General features: G+C 48.0%; 17 protein-coding genes. 8 read left to right on the top strand and 9 right to left on the bottom strand.

The annotated features are described in order from the left end of the window. Positions 1–568: 568 nt before the first annotated feature. Entirely contained in the window at positions 569–1825 is a 1257-nt protein-coding gene (locus ACYVI9_RS14470; protein WP_460765646.1) for a serine hydrolase domain-containing protein, read from the top strand. Positions 1826–1999: 174 nt separating this feature from the next. Here the strand turns inward: ACYVI9_RS14470 and ACYVI9_RS14465 are convergent, their stop codons facing one another. Continuing rightward, the gene (locus ACYVI9_RS14465) at positions 2000–2992 is read right to left on the bottom strand and encodes a hypothetical protein (protein ID WP_460765643.1); all 993 of its coding nucleotides are present in this window, start codon (positions 2990–2992) and stop codon (positions 2000–2002) included. 175 nt (positions 2993–3167) lie between these two features. On the opposite strand from ACYVI9_RS14465, the gene holA reads away from it, so the two are divergent. Next, positions 3168–4163: a DNA polymerase III subunit delta gene (holA, locus tag ACYVI9_RS14460; RefSeq protein WP_460765641.1), complete on the top strand. Its 996-nt coding sequence runs from the start codon at positions 3168–3170 to the stop codon at positions 4161–4163. Between the two features lie 9 nt (positions 4164–4172). Here the strand turns inward: holA and ACYVI9_RS14455 are convergent, their stop codons facing one another. Further along, a complete protein-coding gene (locus ACYVI9_RS14455) occupies positions 4173–5132 on the bottom strand; it encodes an NAD-dependent epimerase/dehydratase family protein (RefSeq protein ID WP_460765638.1) in 960 nt (319 codons plus the stop codon). A gap of 196 nt (positions 5133–5328) precedes the next feature. On the opposite strand from ACYVI9_RS14455, the gene kdsA reads away from it, so the two are divergent. Beyond that, positions 5329–6147 (top strand): 3-deoxy-8-phosphooctulonate synthase, encoded by an 819-nt coding sequence (gene kdsA, locus ACYVI9_RS14450; RefSeq protein ID WP_460765635.1) that lies wholly within the window; start codon positions 5329–5331, stop codon positions 6145–6147. Positions 6148–6175: 28 nt separating this feature from the next. On the opposite strand, the gene ACYVI9_RS14445 is transcribed toward kdsA, so the two are convergent. The 5 genes from ACYVI9_RS14445 to ACYVI9_RS14425 form a co-directional block, all read right to left on the bottom strand. Continuing rightward, a complete protein-coding gene (locus ACYVI9_RS14445; protein ID WP_460765633.1) occupies positions 6176–6610 on the bottom strand; it encodes an acyl-CoA thioesterase in 435 nt (144 codons plus the stop codon). A gap of 595 nt (positions 6611–7205) precedes the next feature. Continuing rightward, positions 7206–8132: a hypothetical protein gene (locus ACYVI9_RS14440; RefSeq protein WP_460765630.1), complete on the bottom strand. Its 927-nt coding sequence runs from the start codon at positions 8130–8132 to the stop codon at positions 7206–7208. A 17-nt stretch (positions 8133–8149) separates the two neighbouring features. After that, the gene (locus tag ACYVI9_RS14435) at positions 8150–8710 is read right to left on the bottom strand and encodes an RNA polymerase sigma factor (RefSeq protein ID WP_460765628.1); all 561 of its coding nucleotides are present in this window, start codon (positions 8708–8710) and stop codon (positions 8150–8152) included. Positions 8711–8825: 115 nt separating this feature from the next. Next, positions 8826–9416, bottom strand: coding sequence for an RdgB/HAM1 family non-canonical purine NTP pyrophosphatase (rdgB, locus tag ACYVI9_RS14430; RefSeq protein ID WP_460765626.1), 591 nt, complete (start codon positions 9414–9416; stop codon positions 8826–8828). Then, positions 9413–9892 (bottom strand): hypothetical protein, encoded by a 480-nt coding sequence (locus ACYVI9_RS14425; protein ID WP_460765623.1) that lies wholly within the window; start codon positions 9890–9892, stop codon positions 9413–9415. Before ACYVI9_RS14425 ends, rdgB begins: the two co-directional genes overlap by 4 nt. Positions 9893–9990: 98 nt before the next feature. Between ACYVI9_RS14425 and ACYVI9_RS14420 the strand changes: the two genes are divergently transcribed. After that, a complete protein-coding gene (locus ACYVI9_RS14420) occupies positions 9991–11061 on the top strand; it encodes a branched-chain amino acid aminotransferase (protein WP_460765621.1) in 1071 nt (356 codons plus the stop codon). Positions 11062–11140: 79 nt separating this feature from the next. Here ACYVI9_RS14420 and ACYVI9_RS14415 read toward each other — a convergent pair whose 3' ends face one another. Beyond that, on the bottom strand, positions 11141–11869 hold the full coding sequence (locus tag ACYVI9_RS14415) for a hypothetical protein (RefSeq protein ID WP_460765618.1): 729 nt from the start codon (positions 11867–11869) through the stop codon (positions 11141–11143). Positions 11870–12095: 226 nt separating this feature from the next. Next, positions 12096–12911 (bottom strand): L,D-transpeptidase, encoded by an 816-nt coding sequence (locus ACYVI9_RS14410; RefSeq protein ID WP_460765615.1) that lies wholly within the window; start codon positions 12909–12911, stop codon positions 12096–12098. Between the two features lie 362 nt (positions 12912–13273). On the opposite strand from ACYVI9_RS14410, the gene ACYVI9_RS14405 reads away from it, so the two are divergent. The 4 genes from ACYVI9_RS14405 to ACYVI9_RS14390 all read left to right on the top strand — a co-directional run bounded on the left by ACYVI9_RS14405 (position 13274) and on the right by ACYVI9_RS14390 (position 17008). Then, positions 13274–13972 carry a porin family protein gene (locus ACYVI9_RS14405; protein WP_460765612.1) on the top strand — a complete coding sequence of 233 codons (699 nt, stop codon included), beginning with the start codon at positions 13274–13276 and terminating at the stop codon, positions 13970–13972. Positions 13973–14397: 425 nt separating this feature from the next. Beyond that, positions 14398–14775, top strand: a complete 378-nt coding sequence (locus tag ACYVI9_RS14400) for a hypothetical protein (protein ID WP_460765610.1) — start codon at positions 14398–14400, stop codon at positions 14773–14775. A gap of 519 nt (positions 14776–15294) precedes the next feature. Beyond that, on the top strand, positions 15295–15756 hold the full coding sequence (locus tag ACYVI9_RS14395; protein WP_460765787.1) for an AAA family ATPase: 462 nt from the start codon (positions 15295–15297) through the stop codon (positions 15754–15756). Positions 15757–15856: 100 nt separating this feature from the next. Next, positions 15857–17008: a Gfo/Idh/MocA family protein gene (locus ACYVI9_RS14390; RefSeq protein ID WP_460765607.1), complete on the top strand. Its 1152-nt coding sequence runs from the start codon at positions 15857–15859 to the stop codon at positions 17006–17008. Positions 17009–17022: the final 14 nt, after the last annotated feature.

The following is a 17022-nucleotide window of genomic DNA, read 5'->3' as shown; positions in this document are numbered from 1 at the left end:
AGGTCTGAATAGCCGACTTCATACATGACTTCATAGATATTTTCTCGGGTAGTTCCCAGTGCTTTTTTTAGCGGTTTCAAATCTTACCCTTTGCTGGTTGTCAAGTGGGGTATTGCCGGTGGCTTTCGTAAATCTGCGATCGAAGTTTCTTCGGCCAACTGCGGGTTTCCCGAAGCGCTTCTTCGAAGGATATTATCCGTGTAAAATTACTTTCAATATATTCCTGAACCTTTTTTGATCATCTCGTCAATGTGCGATTTTGACCATTAAATATGACAAAATCGGATGGTGTTTTCCGATCCATATTTGTTGGAAACATCTTGGGACAATAGATGGCTGTTTGCCTGTCGTAGAATTTTTTAACGAGATAGCGTAACGGGTTCAAAAAGGAATACCCCCCGCCATTGGTAAAGATTCCGGCTGCATTCTTCTGTTTATGGTTCTGGAAGAAGCCGAGATTCTTTAAGCGCCCGGGGTAAATTCGCTAGGAGGCTGTCTGGAAGGTCCGGATGTAACATTGTCCTTCTCACCAGCACATGAAAGCCTATTTTTGTGCATAAATCAGTTTATGAGGCCATGCTATATGTTCGTCAGTGGGCTTTTTGTTCTGGCTTCCTGCCAGGTCGGCAACCGGTCCCGACAACCGGTCGCCCCGCGTTATCAGGACGCCATAACCCGGGAGGTCAGCGAATGGAATAAGGAAGGCGTATTTAACGGTTTTGCCGTTGCCATTGTGGGGGATCAGGGGGTGCTGTACCAACAGGGTTTTGGATGGGCCGATATGGCTAACCAAAAAAAGTACACCAGGACGATTCAGCATATTGCTTCAGTATCCAAGATACTAGTGGGTATGGCATTGTTAAAAGCCCGGGAACTGGGGAAACTGGACCTGGACGACCCGATTGAAAACTACCTGTCATTTCCTGTTGTGAACCCCTATTTCCCCCGCGAAAAGATCACGATCCGGCAACTGGCCACCCACAGTTCCTCCATAACGGATAATGAGTTCTATCTCAGTAGAAACTATTATCTCAAGCGGGGTCAGGACCTGAAAGGAGTGACATTGAGCTTTGATGAAGCGCAGTCATTCCTATCCCCGGATTTGGTTACGATGCTGGAGGAATTCCTGAAAAATGTGCTGTCGGTGGAGGGGAAATGGAACCGGAATAGTTTTTCCAGGGATAAGCCGGGCGCGATCTACGAATACTCGAATATGGGAACCACACTGGCAGCCTTTATGATTGAAAAAGCCACCGGGCTGTCCTTTCGGGAATTTACCCGGGAATACCTGCTGCAACCATTGAACATGGAAGATTCCGGCTGGGGTTTTCAGGATGTAGCGTTTGCTGCATGCGCGAGATTGTATGAAAACCCCCAAACGCCACTGCCTTATTATGAATTGGTTACTTATCCGGATGGGGGTTTTATCAGTTCAGTATCGGATTTAAGTAAATTACTGACAGAGTTGATTAAAGGATACAACGGGAAGGGGACACTGCTTTCAAAGAGTTCCTATCGGGAGTTTTATGCGCCGCAGCTGAAAGCTTCCCAGTTCAACGATCGCAATGAGCAAAACCCTTACAGTGAGTCGTACAATGTAGGGATATTCATTGGATTTGGCTATACCGGTTATATCGGGCACACCGGGGGCGACCCCGGGGTATTGTCCATGCTCTTTTTTGACCCCGGGACAAGTACTGGGAGAATCATGATGTGTAATACCAGCATTTCGGATAAGAAAGGCAATGATTGTTTTTATGGGATTTGGGATGTTTTGGGTAAATATGCATCCCGCCTGGAAGCCACTGCGGTTGTCGCGGAATAGCGATCAAAACCAAATGCGGGCAGTGAGCGGTAAGTATTCTTATCGCAGCCCCTGCAACACTGTCTTTGCCGAATGGGGGTTTCAGCTCCTTTCTTATGGCGGCTCAACCGGCTATAAGAAAGGCCGCCCGAAAAGGCGGCCATATAATTGAGGTTTTTGATACGTTGTTTGGTATTAACCAAATAATCCTTTTCTTAAGCTTCTGATGCCTTCGCCGATTTTGAACCCGTTGTGGTATACTTCGATTTTGTAATCACCGGGTACAAATCCATCAGGATTTTTAATCGGGAAAGAAACCCCTTTGCGGGTGCCGGTTTCATATTCTACCGGGACTTTGGCGGTGAAATTACGGTCGCCATCCTGACGGGTGGTCATGGCACCGGAACCCAGATCGATATTCTGAACGATCGTTCCTTTAGGATCGGTAACCACCACATATAAATCGGCAGGGCCGGAAGTGGTAATACGGTTCTCGATATTGAAAGCTACTTTGAGTTTATCCACTTTACGGGCAAACTTGGTTTCTTTTTCCTTGCCGTTTCTTTTATCCTTCAGCGGTGTGATGGACATGCCGGAGGCACTCAGGGTGCTGGCGACATCTACCGTGCTGGCCAGTTCATCATTTTCAGAAGTGCGGGTAGCCAGGTTCTGTGTCAGTACATCTTTTTCGGAGGTCAGGTGGGTATTACGGGCGGTCAGCTCCTGATTTTCACCTTTCAGCTGGGTGACCTGCGCTTCAAGCCGGCCGATCTGACCATTTAGTTCACCGATCAGCTGGCGGGCCTTTTTCAGGTCAGCAGCGGAGGCGTTCCGGTCATTTAAGATTCTGTTGATTTCGGATTTACGGGTGTCGATTTCTTTCTGAAGGGCCGTCTTTTCGCCCTGCAGGCTGTTATTGGCACCGGTAATGGAATCCAGACGCATTTCTGCGAGGTTGAACATTTGTCTGAGTGAATCGGATTCAGACATGGCGGTTTCTGACTGGATTTCTGAATTGGGTATTCCGTCAGTTGCGGATTTATTGGAATTTTTGTTCCATAACATATAGCCCCATGTTCCTAATAAGGCGGCGATTAAAAGTCCGATAATTACATTTCTACCTCCTCCAGAACTGGGCGTTGTATTTCCGGACGGTTGAGATGCAGAGGGGTAATTTGTATTTGCCATAAAAAATGAAATTTTAACTGCTGTTTCTACCTACAGCATTGATTTTAAAGTTCTTAATGAAATTGAAAAACCTTGTTGACCTAGCAGAACATAAACTATGCCAAACAGAGCATCAAAATCAATTATCATACCATTTTGCTTCCAATTTGTGAATTTTTACCGGTAATATTGCAAAATGAGTGTGGAGAATATCCTGAACGCCTGGCAAAAAAGAGAATTCAAACCGGTTTATTGGCTGGAAGGAGAGGAGGAGTACTATATTGACCAGTTGGTGGACTACGCCGAGCACCGGATTCTGGACGAAAGCGAAGCATCCTTTAATCTCACGGTTTTTTATGGTAAGGATGCCCAGTGGGCCGATATCCTGAATGCCTGCCGCAAATATCCCATGTTTTCAGACCGGCAGGTGGTCCTGCTCAAGGAAGCCCAACAGATGCGGGAACTGGATAAACTGGAGCCCTATCTGGTCCACCCACTGGCGTCCACGGTCTTTGTGGTCGCCTATAAAGAGAAAAAGCTGGACAGCCGGACGCGCTTCGCCAAGCTGGTAAAAGAAAAATCCCAGTATTTTTATTCCAAGAAAATCAGTGAATCGGCATTACCCGGCTGGGTGCAGCAGGTGATGTCCGGTATGGGCTATACCATGACGCCAAAAGCTACTGCACTGATCGTGGATCATATTGGCAATGACCTCAGCCGGATAAAGAACGAACTGGATAAGATCCTGATCAATCTGAAAGATCGTAAATCTGTTACGGAAGAGGATGTGGAACGCTTTGTAGGCATCAGTAAGGAATTCAATGCCTTTGAGTTCCGGTCAGCGATTTCGGAAAAAAACATGGCCAAAGCCACCCGGATCATCCGTTATTTCGGTGATAATCCGAAATCAGCACCGATGCAAATGATTCTGCCGACCTTATATGCTTTTTTCTCCAAGGTTTACATGCTTTTTGGATCTAACGGCAATGACAATGACCTGGCCCGGCAGATGGGCGTTTCACCCTATTTTCTGAAAGATTACCAGCGCACCGCGAAAACTTACGGGTATACGGGGGTGGAAAAGATCCTGCTGCTCCTGCACCAGTATAATTTAAAATTGATTGGCGTGGACAGCTCCAAAGTAAAAGAAGAAGACCTCCTGAAAGAATTGGTGGTAAAAATCATGCTTTGAGCAGCCTGTTTACTGGCCCTCCAGCATGTCCGGTACATTTTTAAGCATGTCACTGGTCATCGTGACCAGGTCGTATTCGGGTTTCCAGTGCCAATCCTTCCTCGCCGTACTGTCATCGATGCTCTGGGGCCAGCTGGATGCGATTTCCTGTCGGTAATCCGGTTCGTAGCTGATCGTGAACTCCGGAATCTGCTTCCTGATCTCCGCCGCAATCTCTTTCGGTGAAAAACTCAATGCCGCCAGATTATAGGAGGTCCTGACCGTAATATTTTCCTGTGGTGCCTCCATGAGTTCAATCGTAGCCCGGATGGCGTCCGGCATGTACATCATGGGCAGATAAGTGTCTTCATTCAGAAAACTGGTATAATGCTTATCGGTCAGCGCATCATGAAAGATTTCAACGGCATAATCCGTAGTGCCCCCGCCGGGTGCAGACTTATAGGAAATCAGTCCCGGATAGCGCAGGCTTCTGACATCGATACCATATTTAATATGATAATAATTACACCAAAACTCCCCGGCATATTTACTGATTCCATAGACCGTAGTGGGCTCAATGATGGTTTGCTGGGGGCAGTTTTGTTTGGGTGAGGTAGGCCCGAACACCGCAATGGAAGAGGGCCAGTAGACTTTTTTCAGGTTTTCTTCCCTGGCAATATCCAGCACATTCAACAGACTTTGCATATTCAGGTGCCAGGCCAGTCCGGGGTTCTTCTCGCCGGTGGCCGAAAGGATGGCAGCCAGCAGGTAGATTTGGGTGATATTCTGCCGGATGACCTGCACATGCAGCATTTCCTTGTTCATCACATCCAGGCTGACATAAGGCCCGGTGCCCTTGAGCAGTTCATTTTCCTCCCTGAGATCTGAGGCCACCACATTATGATTGCCGTAAATTTTCCGAAGGGCCAGGGTGAGTTCCACACCGATCTGACCAGAAGATCCGATAACCAGGATTTTTTCTTTTACCATAGCAAAACAGTTGAGTTGCAAACATATTGAATTAACTGTTTTGTTGCGAAAGCTGCGCAATCGTTTTACCTGGTTATTAAGCCCTGTCCCGCGTCTGGGAATGGTTCCTGCGGCTCCTTCCATAGGGTCGCAGGCAACTGGGGCAGGTCCGGTTACCATCTTTTGACAGGAGCAGGGATTTCAATAGCTTTGCAGGATGCAAGACTTTCTCCCAACCTTATTCCGACAGCAGCAATACGATGAAAAGAATTTTTTTTTGCTGGCGGGCCCCTGTGTCATCGAGTCGGAACCACTGATTATGGAAGTGGCCGAAAAAGTCAGTAGCATTTGCAAACGACTGGGTATTCCCTATGTGTTCAAATCCTCCTACCGCAAAGCCAACCGCACGAGCGGTGCCTCCTTTACAGGCATCGGGGATGAAGCGGCACTGGCCTTACTGGGTAAACTGGGACAGCATTTTCAATTGCCTACGGTAACAGATATCCATGCCCATGAAGAAGCCGTGGTGGCGGCCCGCTATGCTGATATACTGCAGATACCGGCCTTTCTCTGCCGCCAGACCGATCTATTGGAAGCTGCGGCAGCCACCGGAAAAGTCATCAACGTCAAAAAAGGGCAGTTTCTCAGTGGTCCTGCCATGAAATTTGCCGTGGAGAAAATCAATAAAGCCGGCAATGAAAAAGTGATGCTGACAGAAAGGGGAAACAGCTTTGGTTATACGGATCTGGTAGTGGATTACCGGAATATACCCTGGATGCAGGCGCACCAGGTGCCGGTGATCATGGACTGTACCCATAGCCTGCAGCAACCCAATCAAAGTAGTGGCGTCACCGGGGGCAATCCTGAACTTATCGCGACCATCGCCAAAGCGGCGATCGCATCGGGTGCAGACGGGCTGTTTATCGAAACCCATCCCGACCCGGCGCAAGCCAAAAGCGATGGTGCCAATATGCTTCGCCTGGATCTGCTGGAGGGCCTGCTGGAACAACTGGTTCGCATCCGCCAGGCGCTCTAAGCTGTACCGGACAGGTCTCAAGGAGGGGTTAACCCTTATTTAAAGCAGCGGCTGCTTTTTCCGGCAGGGTGTTGACTTTTTTCTGCTCATAATTGTAACAGATCATACCGGTCTTGGCTGACGCGACCCGTACCATGCCCTGTGCGGTATTTTTTTCCAGCAGGTAATACAGATCAAAACCTACCCGGCTGATATCGGCTGCCGTGACCCCGACAATCAGTTCTTCCCCATAGAAGGCTTCCTGCTGAAAACTTACCGCCACATCTGCCATAATCAGACCGCCACCTTCCAGGTTCATCTCTGTATACCCCAACTGCTGGAGAAACCGGACCCTGGCTTCATGAATAATGGCCAACAGGGCATCATTGCCCAGATGACCGCCGTAATTCAAATCCGTAATGCGGACGGGTATCCGGGTCCGGAATGAAAATTTTTCGGGGAGTGATAGTTTTACTCTTGCCATAATCGGGGTTTTATCAAAAATAGCGCTTCTCCGGACTTGACAAAGCTCGGATGCTACATAAAATATATTCCCGGAGGACACTGTATGTCTCCTCAGGGGTGAACGGTCTTTTTGTTTTTGCCATGGTCCATACATTTACTATGCCTGAATTGATTTTCAATTTTTGTCCAGGCTTTTAGGAATGGGCTAAGAAAGGAAATGCAGCGGCTCAAAATATTATTCAGGTAGGCAATTGCTTAACGCGATAATGAAACAGTATTACAGGATTACGAGAGATACTGTTTTTGATTAGTTACGAAATAAAAGAGGACACGACACTACAATTTGTTTTGAGTGATTCAACCTTTACAGTTGGTTGTAAAGGCGGAAAGCCCGACACTGTCTTATTTAAACTCCGATAGCAAAGAAGCCCCGCAAGTCAGGACTTTTCTTACCGCTCCGCGCTGCTTCACGGTAAAGAGATGGACGAAGAGAAAAAAACTGGGGTCTTTATTTAGGTGGCCCTCTTTTCTGGAATCTGGGGCTCCGGTGGGTGAATAGCCATGAGATTTGTCGGGATCAGGTATCAGGAACTGTTGGGTAAAGACGGGAAGACCTACATGCCGTCGGGCGGTGTCGCGGGTTGTTCGCCCGAAGCCATATCTAGTATGCTGAGCAGGTTGTCCGGCGTAGCACTAGCCGGCATCGCCGCCATTTCCTTCTGCCATTTGGAAATCTGTTCGTCACAGCTATGGTCTGCGCCTGCAATACAGTCTGCCATCTTGCCGAGTTTCTTAGACATCCGCACGATATTTCCGTCCTGGGTCATCAGCACGATATAACGGTCCTCCAGTTCCCTGTTTTTCTCCAGGGTTGTGGTATAAGTGTTGCCCAGTTTGGTGCGTACGGTGGCCATCATTTGTTCCTGCGGGGTACTAACCCTACGGGTACCCTGGTTTTTTACTGTTTGGATACGCCCGTTATCTCCAGGGGAACCTGCATAGCCACTCTTGGCGCTGGTTTTATCCTGCGCCGTATAAGGGGCAGCGTCGCCGCCATCACTAAAAATAAAATAGCCGGTAATGCTGAAAATAGCAATCACGCAGGCCGCAGCGGCATATTTGAGCCAGCCGTGTGCACCGGATATCGGAACCAGCCTGGCAGGGGTGCGGCCTTCCAGTTCGGCGCGGATATGCGTCCAGGCAGCAGCCGGGGGCGTCATTTCCATATCCGCCAGTTTCTGTTCAATGATCTGGAGCGCCTGACTGTCGTCCAACTGACAGGAAATCTGATTCCAGGCAGCTGTTGGCGGCGGGACTTCGATAGCCTGAAGTCGCTGCCCGAGTTGTAAATAAGGTGCTTCCTCGTCCAGGGTTTGAGCAATACGGTCCCAGATGCCCGCAGGCGGCTGGATAGCCACCGCCTGGATCTTTGTGGCGAGCCGCTCCGCTGCATCGGATTGATCCAGTTTCTCGGCAATCTGATCCCAGAGTCCTTCGGGAGGTCTGACTTCAAAAGCTTTTATTTTTTCTAAGGGGTCCATTTCAAAAATGCTCCGTATTACTTTCTTGTATCCAAATGTTTTCTTACCAGGTCCTGCAGGATGGCCTTGGCCCGGGACAACTGGGATTTGCTGGTACCTTCGCTGATGCCCAGCATCTCTCCAATTTCCTTATGTGAATAGCCTTCGACCACATACATGTTAAAAACCGTTTTATAGCCCGGCGATAATTGACCGATCAGGTCCATGATGTCTTTTTCTCCCAACTCGTCCAGCACCGATACATATTTACCTTCGATCGTATTTTCCTCTTTCTCGGTAACAGGCTGCAGGTATTTTTTTCTTCGGAAATACTCGATTGCCGTATTAACGAAAATCCGACGGATCCAGCCTTCAAAAGAACCATCGGCCCTGAAACTTTCCAGTTTTTTAAAGATCTTGATAAAGCCGTCCTGCAAAATATCCTGAGCTTCTTCTGTATTGGAAGCGTATCTCAGACAGACCGCATACATTTTCGGAGAGAACCTCCGGTACAACTCTTCCTGCATTCTTCGGTCGCCCTCTATGCATCCTGTAATTAAGTCGTTTTCCGGGATGGTATGGTTGCTTACAGATTCCAAATTCTTTAAATATTTAAAAAGTTCTTCAAATATATCAACATGCGCCTATTTACACTGTAAATTTTTGGTCCTTCCAGGATTGCCGGTGGGGCAGCATCGCCGGGAGGTGTAGCGACTAATTATTTGTTAAATTGATGATTTTCAGATGATTAATTAATTTGGTCAGGGCCTTGGCCCGGTGACTGTATGCTTTTTTTTCCGAAAGCTCCATTTGCGCGAAGGTCCTGTCCGCACCTTCGGGAATGAAAACGGGATCGTATCCGAAACCATGACTGCCCGCCGCGCTGTCGGTAATCCGGCCTTCACAGATGCCCTCAAACAATGTCTCGTTGCCTTCCAGGATCAGGCAAATTACCGTCCGGAACCGGGCCCGCCGGTTGGTCTGTCCCTGCATCTTTGACGTCAGTTTATCGACAATACCTTTGTATTGAGGCTGTCCCTCGGCGTAGCGGGCACTTTTTACCCCGGGTTCACCGTTCAGGGCATCGACTTCCAGACCGGTATCCTCACTGAAGCAGTTACTGCCGGTCAGTTCATAAATAGTCCGGGCTTTTTGCCGGGCATTGTCCTGCAGGGAAGGATGGGGTTCCGGAATCTCCTGGTCGATACCCGCTTCTTTCAGGCTGATGATCTCCATCTCACCATGCAGCGCATCCCGGACTTCAGCGACTTTATGGGCATTATTGGTAGCAAATATCAGGGTCATAGCTTAAATATTTTTTTCAATCCCGCCCATAATAATCCCTTGGCTTCCTTGTCATCAGCCAGGGCATCCAGTGCGGGGCCATGGATCACGGTATAATCGGTGAAAGACTGCACCTGATAAGCAGGAACTTCAAACGGGAATCCGAAAGCCTCAGTACTGAGACCGAAAAGCAGCAGGATCCGGGGATGGAAATATTCCAGGATCCGGGTATAAGGCAGCGCTTTGTAATGGGTATGGTTGAGGATGGCCACATCGCCCAGGTCCATACCGCAGGCCTGTAACAGGCGGGTCAGCAGTTCCAGCTGGTCATCCGGCAGGTGCGTCACGCCGGGAACCTGAACGACGACCAGCACCTGCTGCCGGTTATTGCCCAGAAATTTCCAGGGGACTTCCGGATCGCCGGCGCCCACCAGACTTGTGGGGTATAAATCTGCTACTACCTGGGCGGGTAACTGTATATCATTGAGATTGTTCATGGATGGATACAGAATTTGTTTTTAATCCCCGAACAGTCGTTATTTTGACCATCGATTGTTCGTATCTTCGCATTAATAGTGTTCAAAAATAGTATATTATGATAGAGGCAGCGCAGATACCCGTAAAAAGAGTAAAAGAGTCTAAATTAGCAAAAGTTGATTTCAGTAATCTGGGTTTTGGCAAGTATTTTACCGATCACCTGCTGGAAGCCGATTTCGTCGACGGGGAGTGGACCAATCTGCAGATCAAGCCTTATGAGGATATGGATTTTCTACCTGCGCTATCCGTCCTGCATTATGCCCAGACGATATTTGAAGGCCAGAAAGCCCATAAGGATGAACAGGGCCAGATCCATATTTTCCGGCCTTATGAGAACCTCAAAAGGTTCAACCGTTCAGCTGCCCGCATGGCGATGCCCGAAATTCCCGAAGAGATTTTCATCGGCGGCATGAAACAGCTCATCGCACTGGAACAGGCCTGGATCCCCGGGGGTTATGATGAATCCCTGTATATACGGCCTTTTATGTTTGCCACCGAGGAAACACTGGGCGTAAAAGCTTCCAGTACCTATAAATTTATGATCATCCTCAGCCCGGTAGGCTCTTACTTTTCCGCCCCGGCGCGTATCTATGTGGAAGAAAAATTTGTGCGTGCGGTACCCGGTGGTACCGGCTTTGCCAAGACCGGCGGTAATTACGCCGTATCACTGCTTTCTTCTGCAGAAGCCAAAAAGGAAGGCTATGATCAGGTACTCTGGATGGATGCCCTGGAACATAAGTATGTACAGGAAGTGGGGGCTATGAACATTTTCTTTATCATCGGAGATACGATCGTTACGCCGGATCTTACCGACGGTACCATCCTGAGCGGTATTACCCGGATGAGTCTGATTCAGATGTTCAAGGATGCCGGCCATACGGTAGAGGAGCGCCGGGTTTCCATCGATGAGTTGATTGAGGCTTTTAAAGCCGGACAGCTCAAAGAAGTCTTCGGTGCCGGAACGGCGGCTACCATCTCCCATGTACGGGAGCTCAGGTACCGGGATTTTGTTATGGAATTTGATGTGGACAAAATGACCATTTCAGCAGAGATGAAAAAGCAGCTTCTGGATTACAAGGAAAATAAACTGGGTGACAGCTATGGCTGGCTGGAACCGGTGTTGCAATAAAAATATCTTTCTTAGGAATTTATGCAAAGCCCCGCATCGCGGGGCTTTGCAGTTGGTACCGGTTTTTTAATTGAGCATGCTAGTCCAGGGGGAGCTGCCGGCTCCGGCCCTGAACGTCCAGAATCTCCATCCGCGGTGCGCCGGTACTATCCAGGTAGATTTTCATTCGGGGCCTTCCCTGCTGGTCGTATAGAAAAAGGCCGGTGGTTTCATCGGCATTCCGGCCAATAAACAGCCGCTTTCTGGCTTCCTCCCTGCTATGGATGGCTGTAATTTTTTCGGATCTCAGGCTGCTGTCCCGGATTTTTTCAATTTCCTTATAGCGATCATAACGACTCATCAGGGAAGTGCCCTCGGGGTATTCATTGAATTGCAGGCCCCGGGTGATGCGGGGACTGCCGTCACGGTATATTTCCTTATTCAGGATCTGGACTACCTGATCGTCATGATAATTATCCATGGTCAGGATCATTTCATTGGTGGTGTCCTGGCCATCCCCACTGACTTCATAAATCAGTCCGCCACATTCGTCTCCCTGATTATTAAAGAAAATCAGGCCTGCGGGTCGCTGCCTGGCGGGTAACTTCCGGCCGGCGACAATACCCGAATGCTGGCGGTCTTCATTACTGAGTACCAAACGCAGACTGCCGTCCTCACCGATGATATTAATTTTCTTGGCGGTGATTTCATCGGTTGTCAACTGTCGGTCCTTGACCGTAAAGGAATAAAACAAAAATAAAATGGCTAGTGAAGAGATAATGGCATAGATGGTCAGGAATTGCATCCTGGGGCTGCGTTGATTTTTCATGCGTGTATTTTTGAGTTCAAGCTATTCAACAGCTGAACGGAACAGACGTACGCCGGACTGATGTTCAGGCGAACAGACAGCGGTTTATTATCGGGGGTAAGGCAACCGTTTATAGCTATTGGATGATCCGGTCAAATGTAGAAAAATCAGGCCAATTATGCCGAATGTAATTTATGCCCTGATTTCACAGGCGCCTACAACCGGATTAATCCCCTGTTCAAGTTAATTACCGTGATGAAGCGGATAGACTGTCGTTTATCGTCTTCGGAGCGGTGAGCTGCCGGCGCTGCTTCTGCCGGTCAAGGATGGTTTGAAGATGCGGCTGGATGGCAGCAGTGAGGCTGTCTTCAGACAGGTTCAATGCTTTGGGATCACTGGCCAGCTGCAGCCAGGGTTTGTCTTCGCCGAAGGGGTACTTGCCCAGCACCAGGACCGGCGTGCCGCTGGCGGCCAGTTCCCGGGAATTTTTTAATATCCACTGTTCCGCCCAATAGTATAAATACTGGGCATCGGCGCCCAACAGCCGCATACAGCTATGGGAGGCGGGATAACCCGGCAGACCATATTCGTGAAAACCGATGCCATGGCGGTTATCGATATTGAAATTCCATTTCAGGATCCATTCATCGCTGACTGTACTGACAGATTTTTTGGACTTCCAGTTGGTAAAATAAAGTCCCGAAGGGGTAGGATTGTTTTTACGGCCTGTATTGGTGGGCCCGGCATGTACAATATGCCCCTTCTCATAAGCCGCAAATGCCTGGGTCGGATTGGAGAACAGGATGATCTTATTGACCGGATCCAATACCGCCAGATGATCCGGGAAGGGCAGATAATCCTTCACTTCACCGCTGTAATCATTGGGTACCAGAATGCTGTCCAGTCTTTTCAGGTGGGTAGTATCCACGCGGTTGATCGCATTAAGGATATTCAGATGAGAATGGCCTTCAAAACTGTCTTTGAGTGCCTGCCAGTCTTTTTTGGGCATGAACTGATAGGTGTAGGTCGGTTTGGGCGCCTCTTTGGGTTCGGTTTTTTTCACCGCTACCGTATCAACAGGTGCCGTTGCAACTTTGGTCTCCTTTTGTTTACAGGCGAAGGTTAACAGAATAAGCAGTGTAAAAATGCCGGATCTTATCATAAATCCATGCAAGATGCGGAATTAATTTAAACAAATGAAATTTTTAGTAGAGTTTTAACCAGTGACCTTTCCACCACCTGTAAGCGCTATATAACAAGGTAAGGCCATGCGGGGCAATGAAGGGCTAACCGGTGGGATTCACCATTATCGGGTAGTTGGTAAAATCCTGTTTTTCCGGTATTGTCCTAGTCAGCAAACCTTGCCAATTTTACATCCTGATGCTTACCGATCGCATCCGTTTGTTTAACCCCAAAAATATTTTTATGAAGAAGTATATTTTAATAAGTACGGTACTGTTTTCAACCTGGATGGTCCGGGCCCAGACCCGCTGGGGTATCGAAGCGGGTCCAGTCCTCTCCCAGGTGACCATCGATGGTGACGAGGAGTTCACTGATCTGGTGGGGGACAGGAAATTCAGGACGGGTTTTAAAGCCGGCGTTTTCGCCGAAGTGCCCCTGTCAACAAATTTCTACCTCAGTCCCAGCCTGCATTATGTCTATAAGGGCGGCAGGTATGAAAACAAAATTTCCAATGCGTCTGGCAGTGGTGTTATCAGTTTTACCAGCAATACGCATTACCTGGAAGTTCCGGTGAATTTTTTGTATAAACCCCAGCCCCGGGGCGGCTTTTTTGTGGGAGCCGGCCCTACCGTAGGTATGGGGCTGGGCGGCAAGGCCCTACTTAAGGCCGAAGGCCGGGACAGTGAGGGTCATCCGATCAATGAGAGCGAGGAAAATGATATTGCTTTTGACGGTAAAACTGAAGCGGATATCAGCGAAACGGATGACCGCCTGCACCTGAAACGTTTTGAGTTCGGACTGAATGCTTTTGCAGGTTATGAACTCAATAACGGCCTGCGCTTTCAATTGCAGTATCGCCCGAATTTCAATGATCTTTCACCGGAGTCCGAAGGCAACTATAAGAACACCTATTTTGGACTGGGTATCGGTTACCTGTTCTGATCGGCCCGATTTTTAATTCTTTCTTTCAGCTACTGCTGATGGTACCCTGAAGTCCTGAAGCGCCGGTTCCATTGCCGGCGCTTTCGTTTTGAACCGGGATGAATGCCGTCTCCAGCAAACCCTTATCCGGCCATAGTTTTTAATTATCCGGACTGAAGATTTTTAAAGTTCCTGTGGTATTCCTCACTGGAAGAACCAAATACTACGGTGTTGTTCCCGGCTGTAACTTTAAGCGTCAATGAGTTGGATGAATCGCAGTGGTTATTTTAATGATGGTTTCAAACAGGTGGTTACGCTATTTTTTTCGTCTTCACGGCAGCCCCTATCTTTGGGCCTGGAAAATCCGGCAGCAGGCCAACTGTTGTAGCGCATTATTTGCGTCGGTCAGAAGACTATTTTGGTGGATTAATTAAAAAATAAAACTTATGAAATTTATATACAAAATAGTGTTGATGGTCTTAATGCCATTGTTGTTAATCGTTTCCTGCACTAAAGATAGGGACAGCGGGGAGGAGGGTTTTACAGATGATGACTTTAAAGGAACGACATTGCAGATGAGCTATTCAAATGACAGGTATGTTATTGATTACAAAATAGAAAATTTAAAAGATCAGCCCTATAAAGCAACTTACGGTTATCAGCTTTATCTCTGGGTGGGTGACAATGCAAATCCTTACGGGAACGGCGTAGTGTTACCGGTTCCCGATATTCCTGCAAACGGAAGTATTTCAAAACAGGCAACTATTGGTAGTCCGAAATATACCAATCCTAAAATAAAGTACATAATAACGTTAAATCCATAGTCACGAATGCAGTCCCTGTCCAAAAATTAGTGCACCCGCGATGATAGCCTGGCAAAAAGTCTGATTCATACCAACGCATATAACTTAACGGATGTTTCGGCATTGAATTTTGCCCCCCTGCTGTTACAGGACTTTTGTTACTAGTTTCCGATGGTTTCAATTCTTAGTTGGCCAAAATCGTAATGGTACTTTAGTTCACTTACTATTCTGATACCTTAATAGAAATGCGGGGAAAAGGCACCCGGTATTCGAAAGAAGCCAGCAAAACCAAATCTAATCTACCTATAACCTTCCCAGGGGGCAGACGGATATTTGGGTGGCCCGGGGAAGTCAGATTGTTAATGGACTAACAGATTGATTACTATCATAATATATTATGCAGAGGAGCATTAAACCTGGATTTTCTTTAGAAAAACAGGGAAATTGCCCATAAAATTAGGGTAATATTTCATAAAATTGCCCCCAAAATGGGGGTAAAAATTATAATATTTACCCCTAAAATGAGCATTTTTCCTAAATATTGTTTATAAAATTCGGGAGACGCTTCTATTGATTGATGAAATTCAGGAGGTATCTGAGGCTATTAATATATTATGTTACTTCTATAAGCAGGTGCCGGAACTTCATGTTATTGCTGCTGGTTCCCTTCTTGAAACTGCACTAAACGGTGATGTAAAAATCTCCGTGGGAAGAGTCGAATACAAGGTAGTACGTCCGCTTTCCATTGATGAGATCTTGCAGGTCAATGCAGATAAAGCAGCTTTGGGACAATTCAGAAAAACGCCCATGAATGAATTTGCTCATGAAAAATTGCTTCAACTGTTCCACACATACAAGTTGATTGGTGGGATGCCAGCTATTGTAGATCATTACCTGCAGCGTCGAAACCTTAACGTCCTATGGGGCATTTACAAGTCATTAATCGTTTCTTGCATCAATGAGGTAGAAAAATATGGCCCCATTTCCCGCCTGGCCGCATAGGCTGACGATTCCAGATTGCCACCCATTTTATCCCCAGATTTTCAACCAAATTTTTACCGAATCAGTATATTCGTGATCTAAGAAAATTAAAAAAGGAATCATGGGTAAATTAAGAGTTGGCATGATCGGTGGTGGTACCGGCGCGTTTATTGGCGCGGTACACCGGATCGCTTTAAATATGGACGGCCTGATCGAACTGGTCTGCGGCGCCTTCAGTCATAATCCTGAAACCTCCCGTCAGTCCGGTGAGGCCTTATTTCTGGATCCCGGCCGGGTCTATGGCACTTATCAGGAAATGATAGAAAAAGAAGCGGCCCTTCCCGAGGATCAGCGCATGCATTTTGTGGCGATCGTTACGCCCAACTTCGCGCATTTTGAACCCGCCATGCTGGCACTGCAACACGGGTTCCACGTGGTAATTGATAAACCCATGACCCTGACCCTGGATCAGGCCAAAGAACTGCAACAGCAGGTGGAACAAACCGGCCTGCTGCTGTGTCTGACCCATACTTATTCGGGATATCCCATGGTCAAACAGGCAAGGCAAATGGTAGCTTCCGGCATGTTCGGTGAGATACGGAAAATCTACGTGGAATATCCCCAGGGCTGGCTGAGCCTGCCCAGCGAGCAGGAGGGCAATAAACAGGCTTCCTGGCGCACGGATCCGGCCCGTAGCGGCAAGGCCGGATGTATGGGTGATATCGGAACCCATGCGGCGCATCTGGCAGAATTTATCAGCGGCCAGCAGATTACCCAGCTTTGCGCCAGCCTGAATATCGTGGTACCCGGGCGACAACTGGATGATGACGGCGGCATGTTGCTGCGCTTTGACGGAGGTGCCACAGGTGTATTGCTGGCCTCCCAGGTAGCAGCAGGGGAAGAAAACAACCTGACGATCCGGATTTATGGCCAGAAAGGTGGTTTGGAATGGCACCAGCAGGAACCCAATAATTTATGGGTGAAATGGCTGGATCAACCCAGTCAGCTTTACCGCACCGGCAATGGATACCTGGATGCCCAGGCACAATTAAACACCCGGACACCGGCCGGACATCCGGAAGGTTATCTGGAAGCCTTCGCGAATATTTACCGCAATTTTGCCGGTGTACTCACGGCAAGACTGGAAGGGCGGCCGGCCGACCCCCTGCTGGAATTCCCGTCGGTAGCCGATGGCGTTCGCGGCATGGCTTTTATTGATAATGTCGTAGCCGCTTCGGACAGTGATAAGAAATGGTGGGATTTTGTCATATGATGTGTTCTTAGTAC

It is taken from the genome of Niabella terrae (genome assembly GCF_054783135.1).
This window is presented reverse-complemented; position numbering and strand designations above follow the sequence as displayed.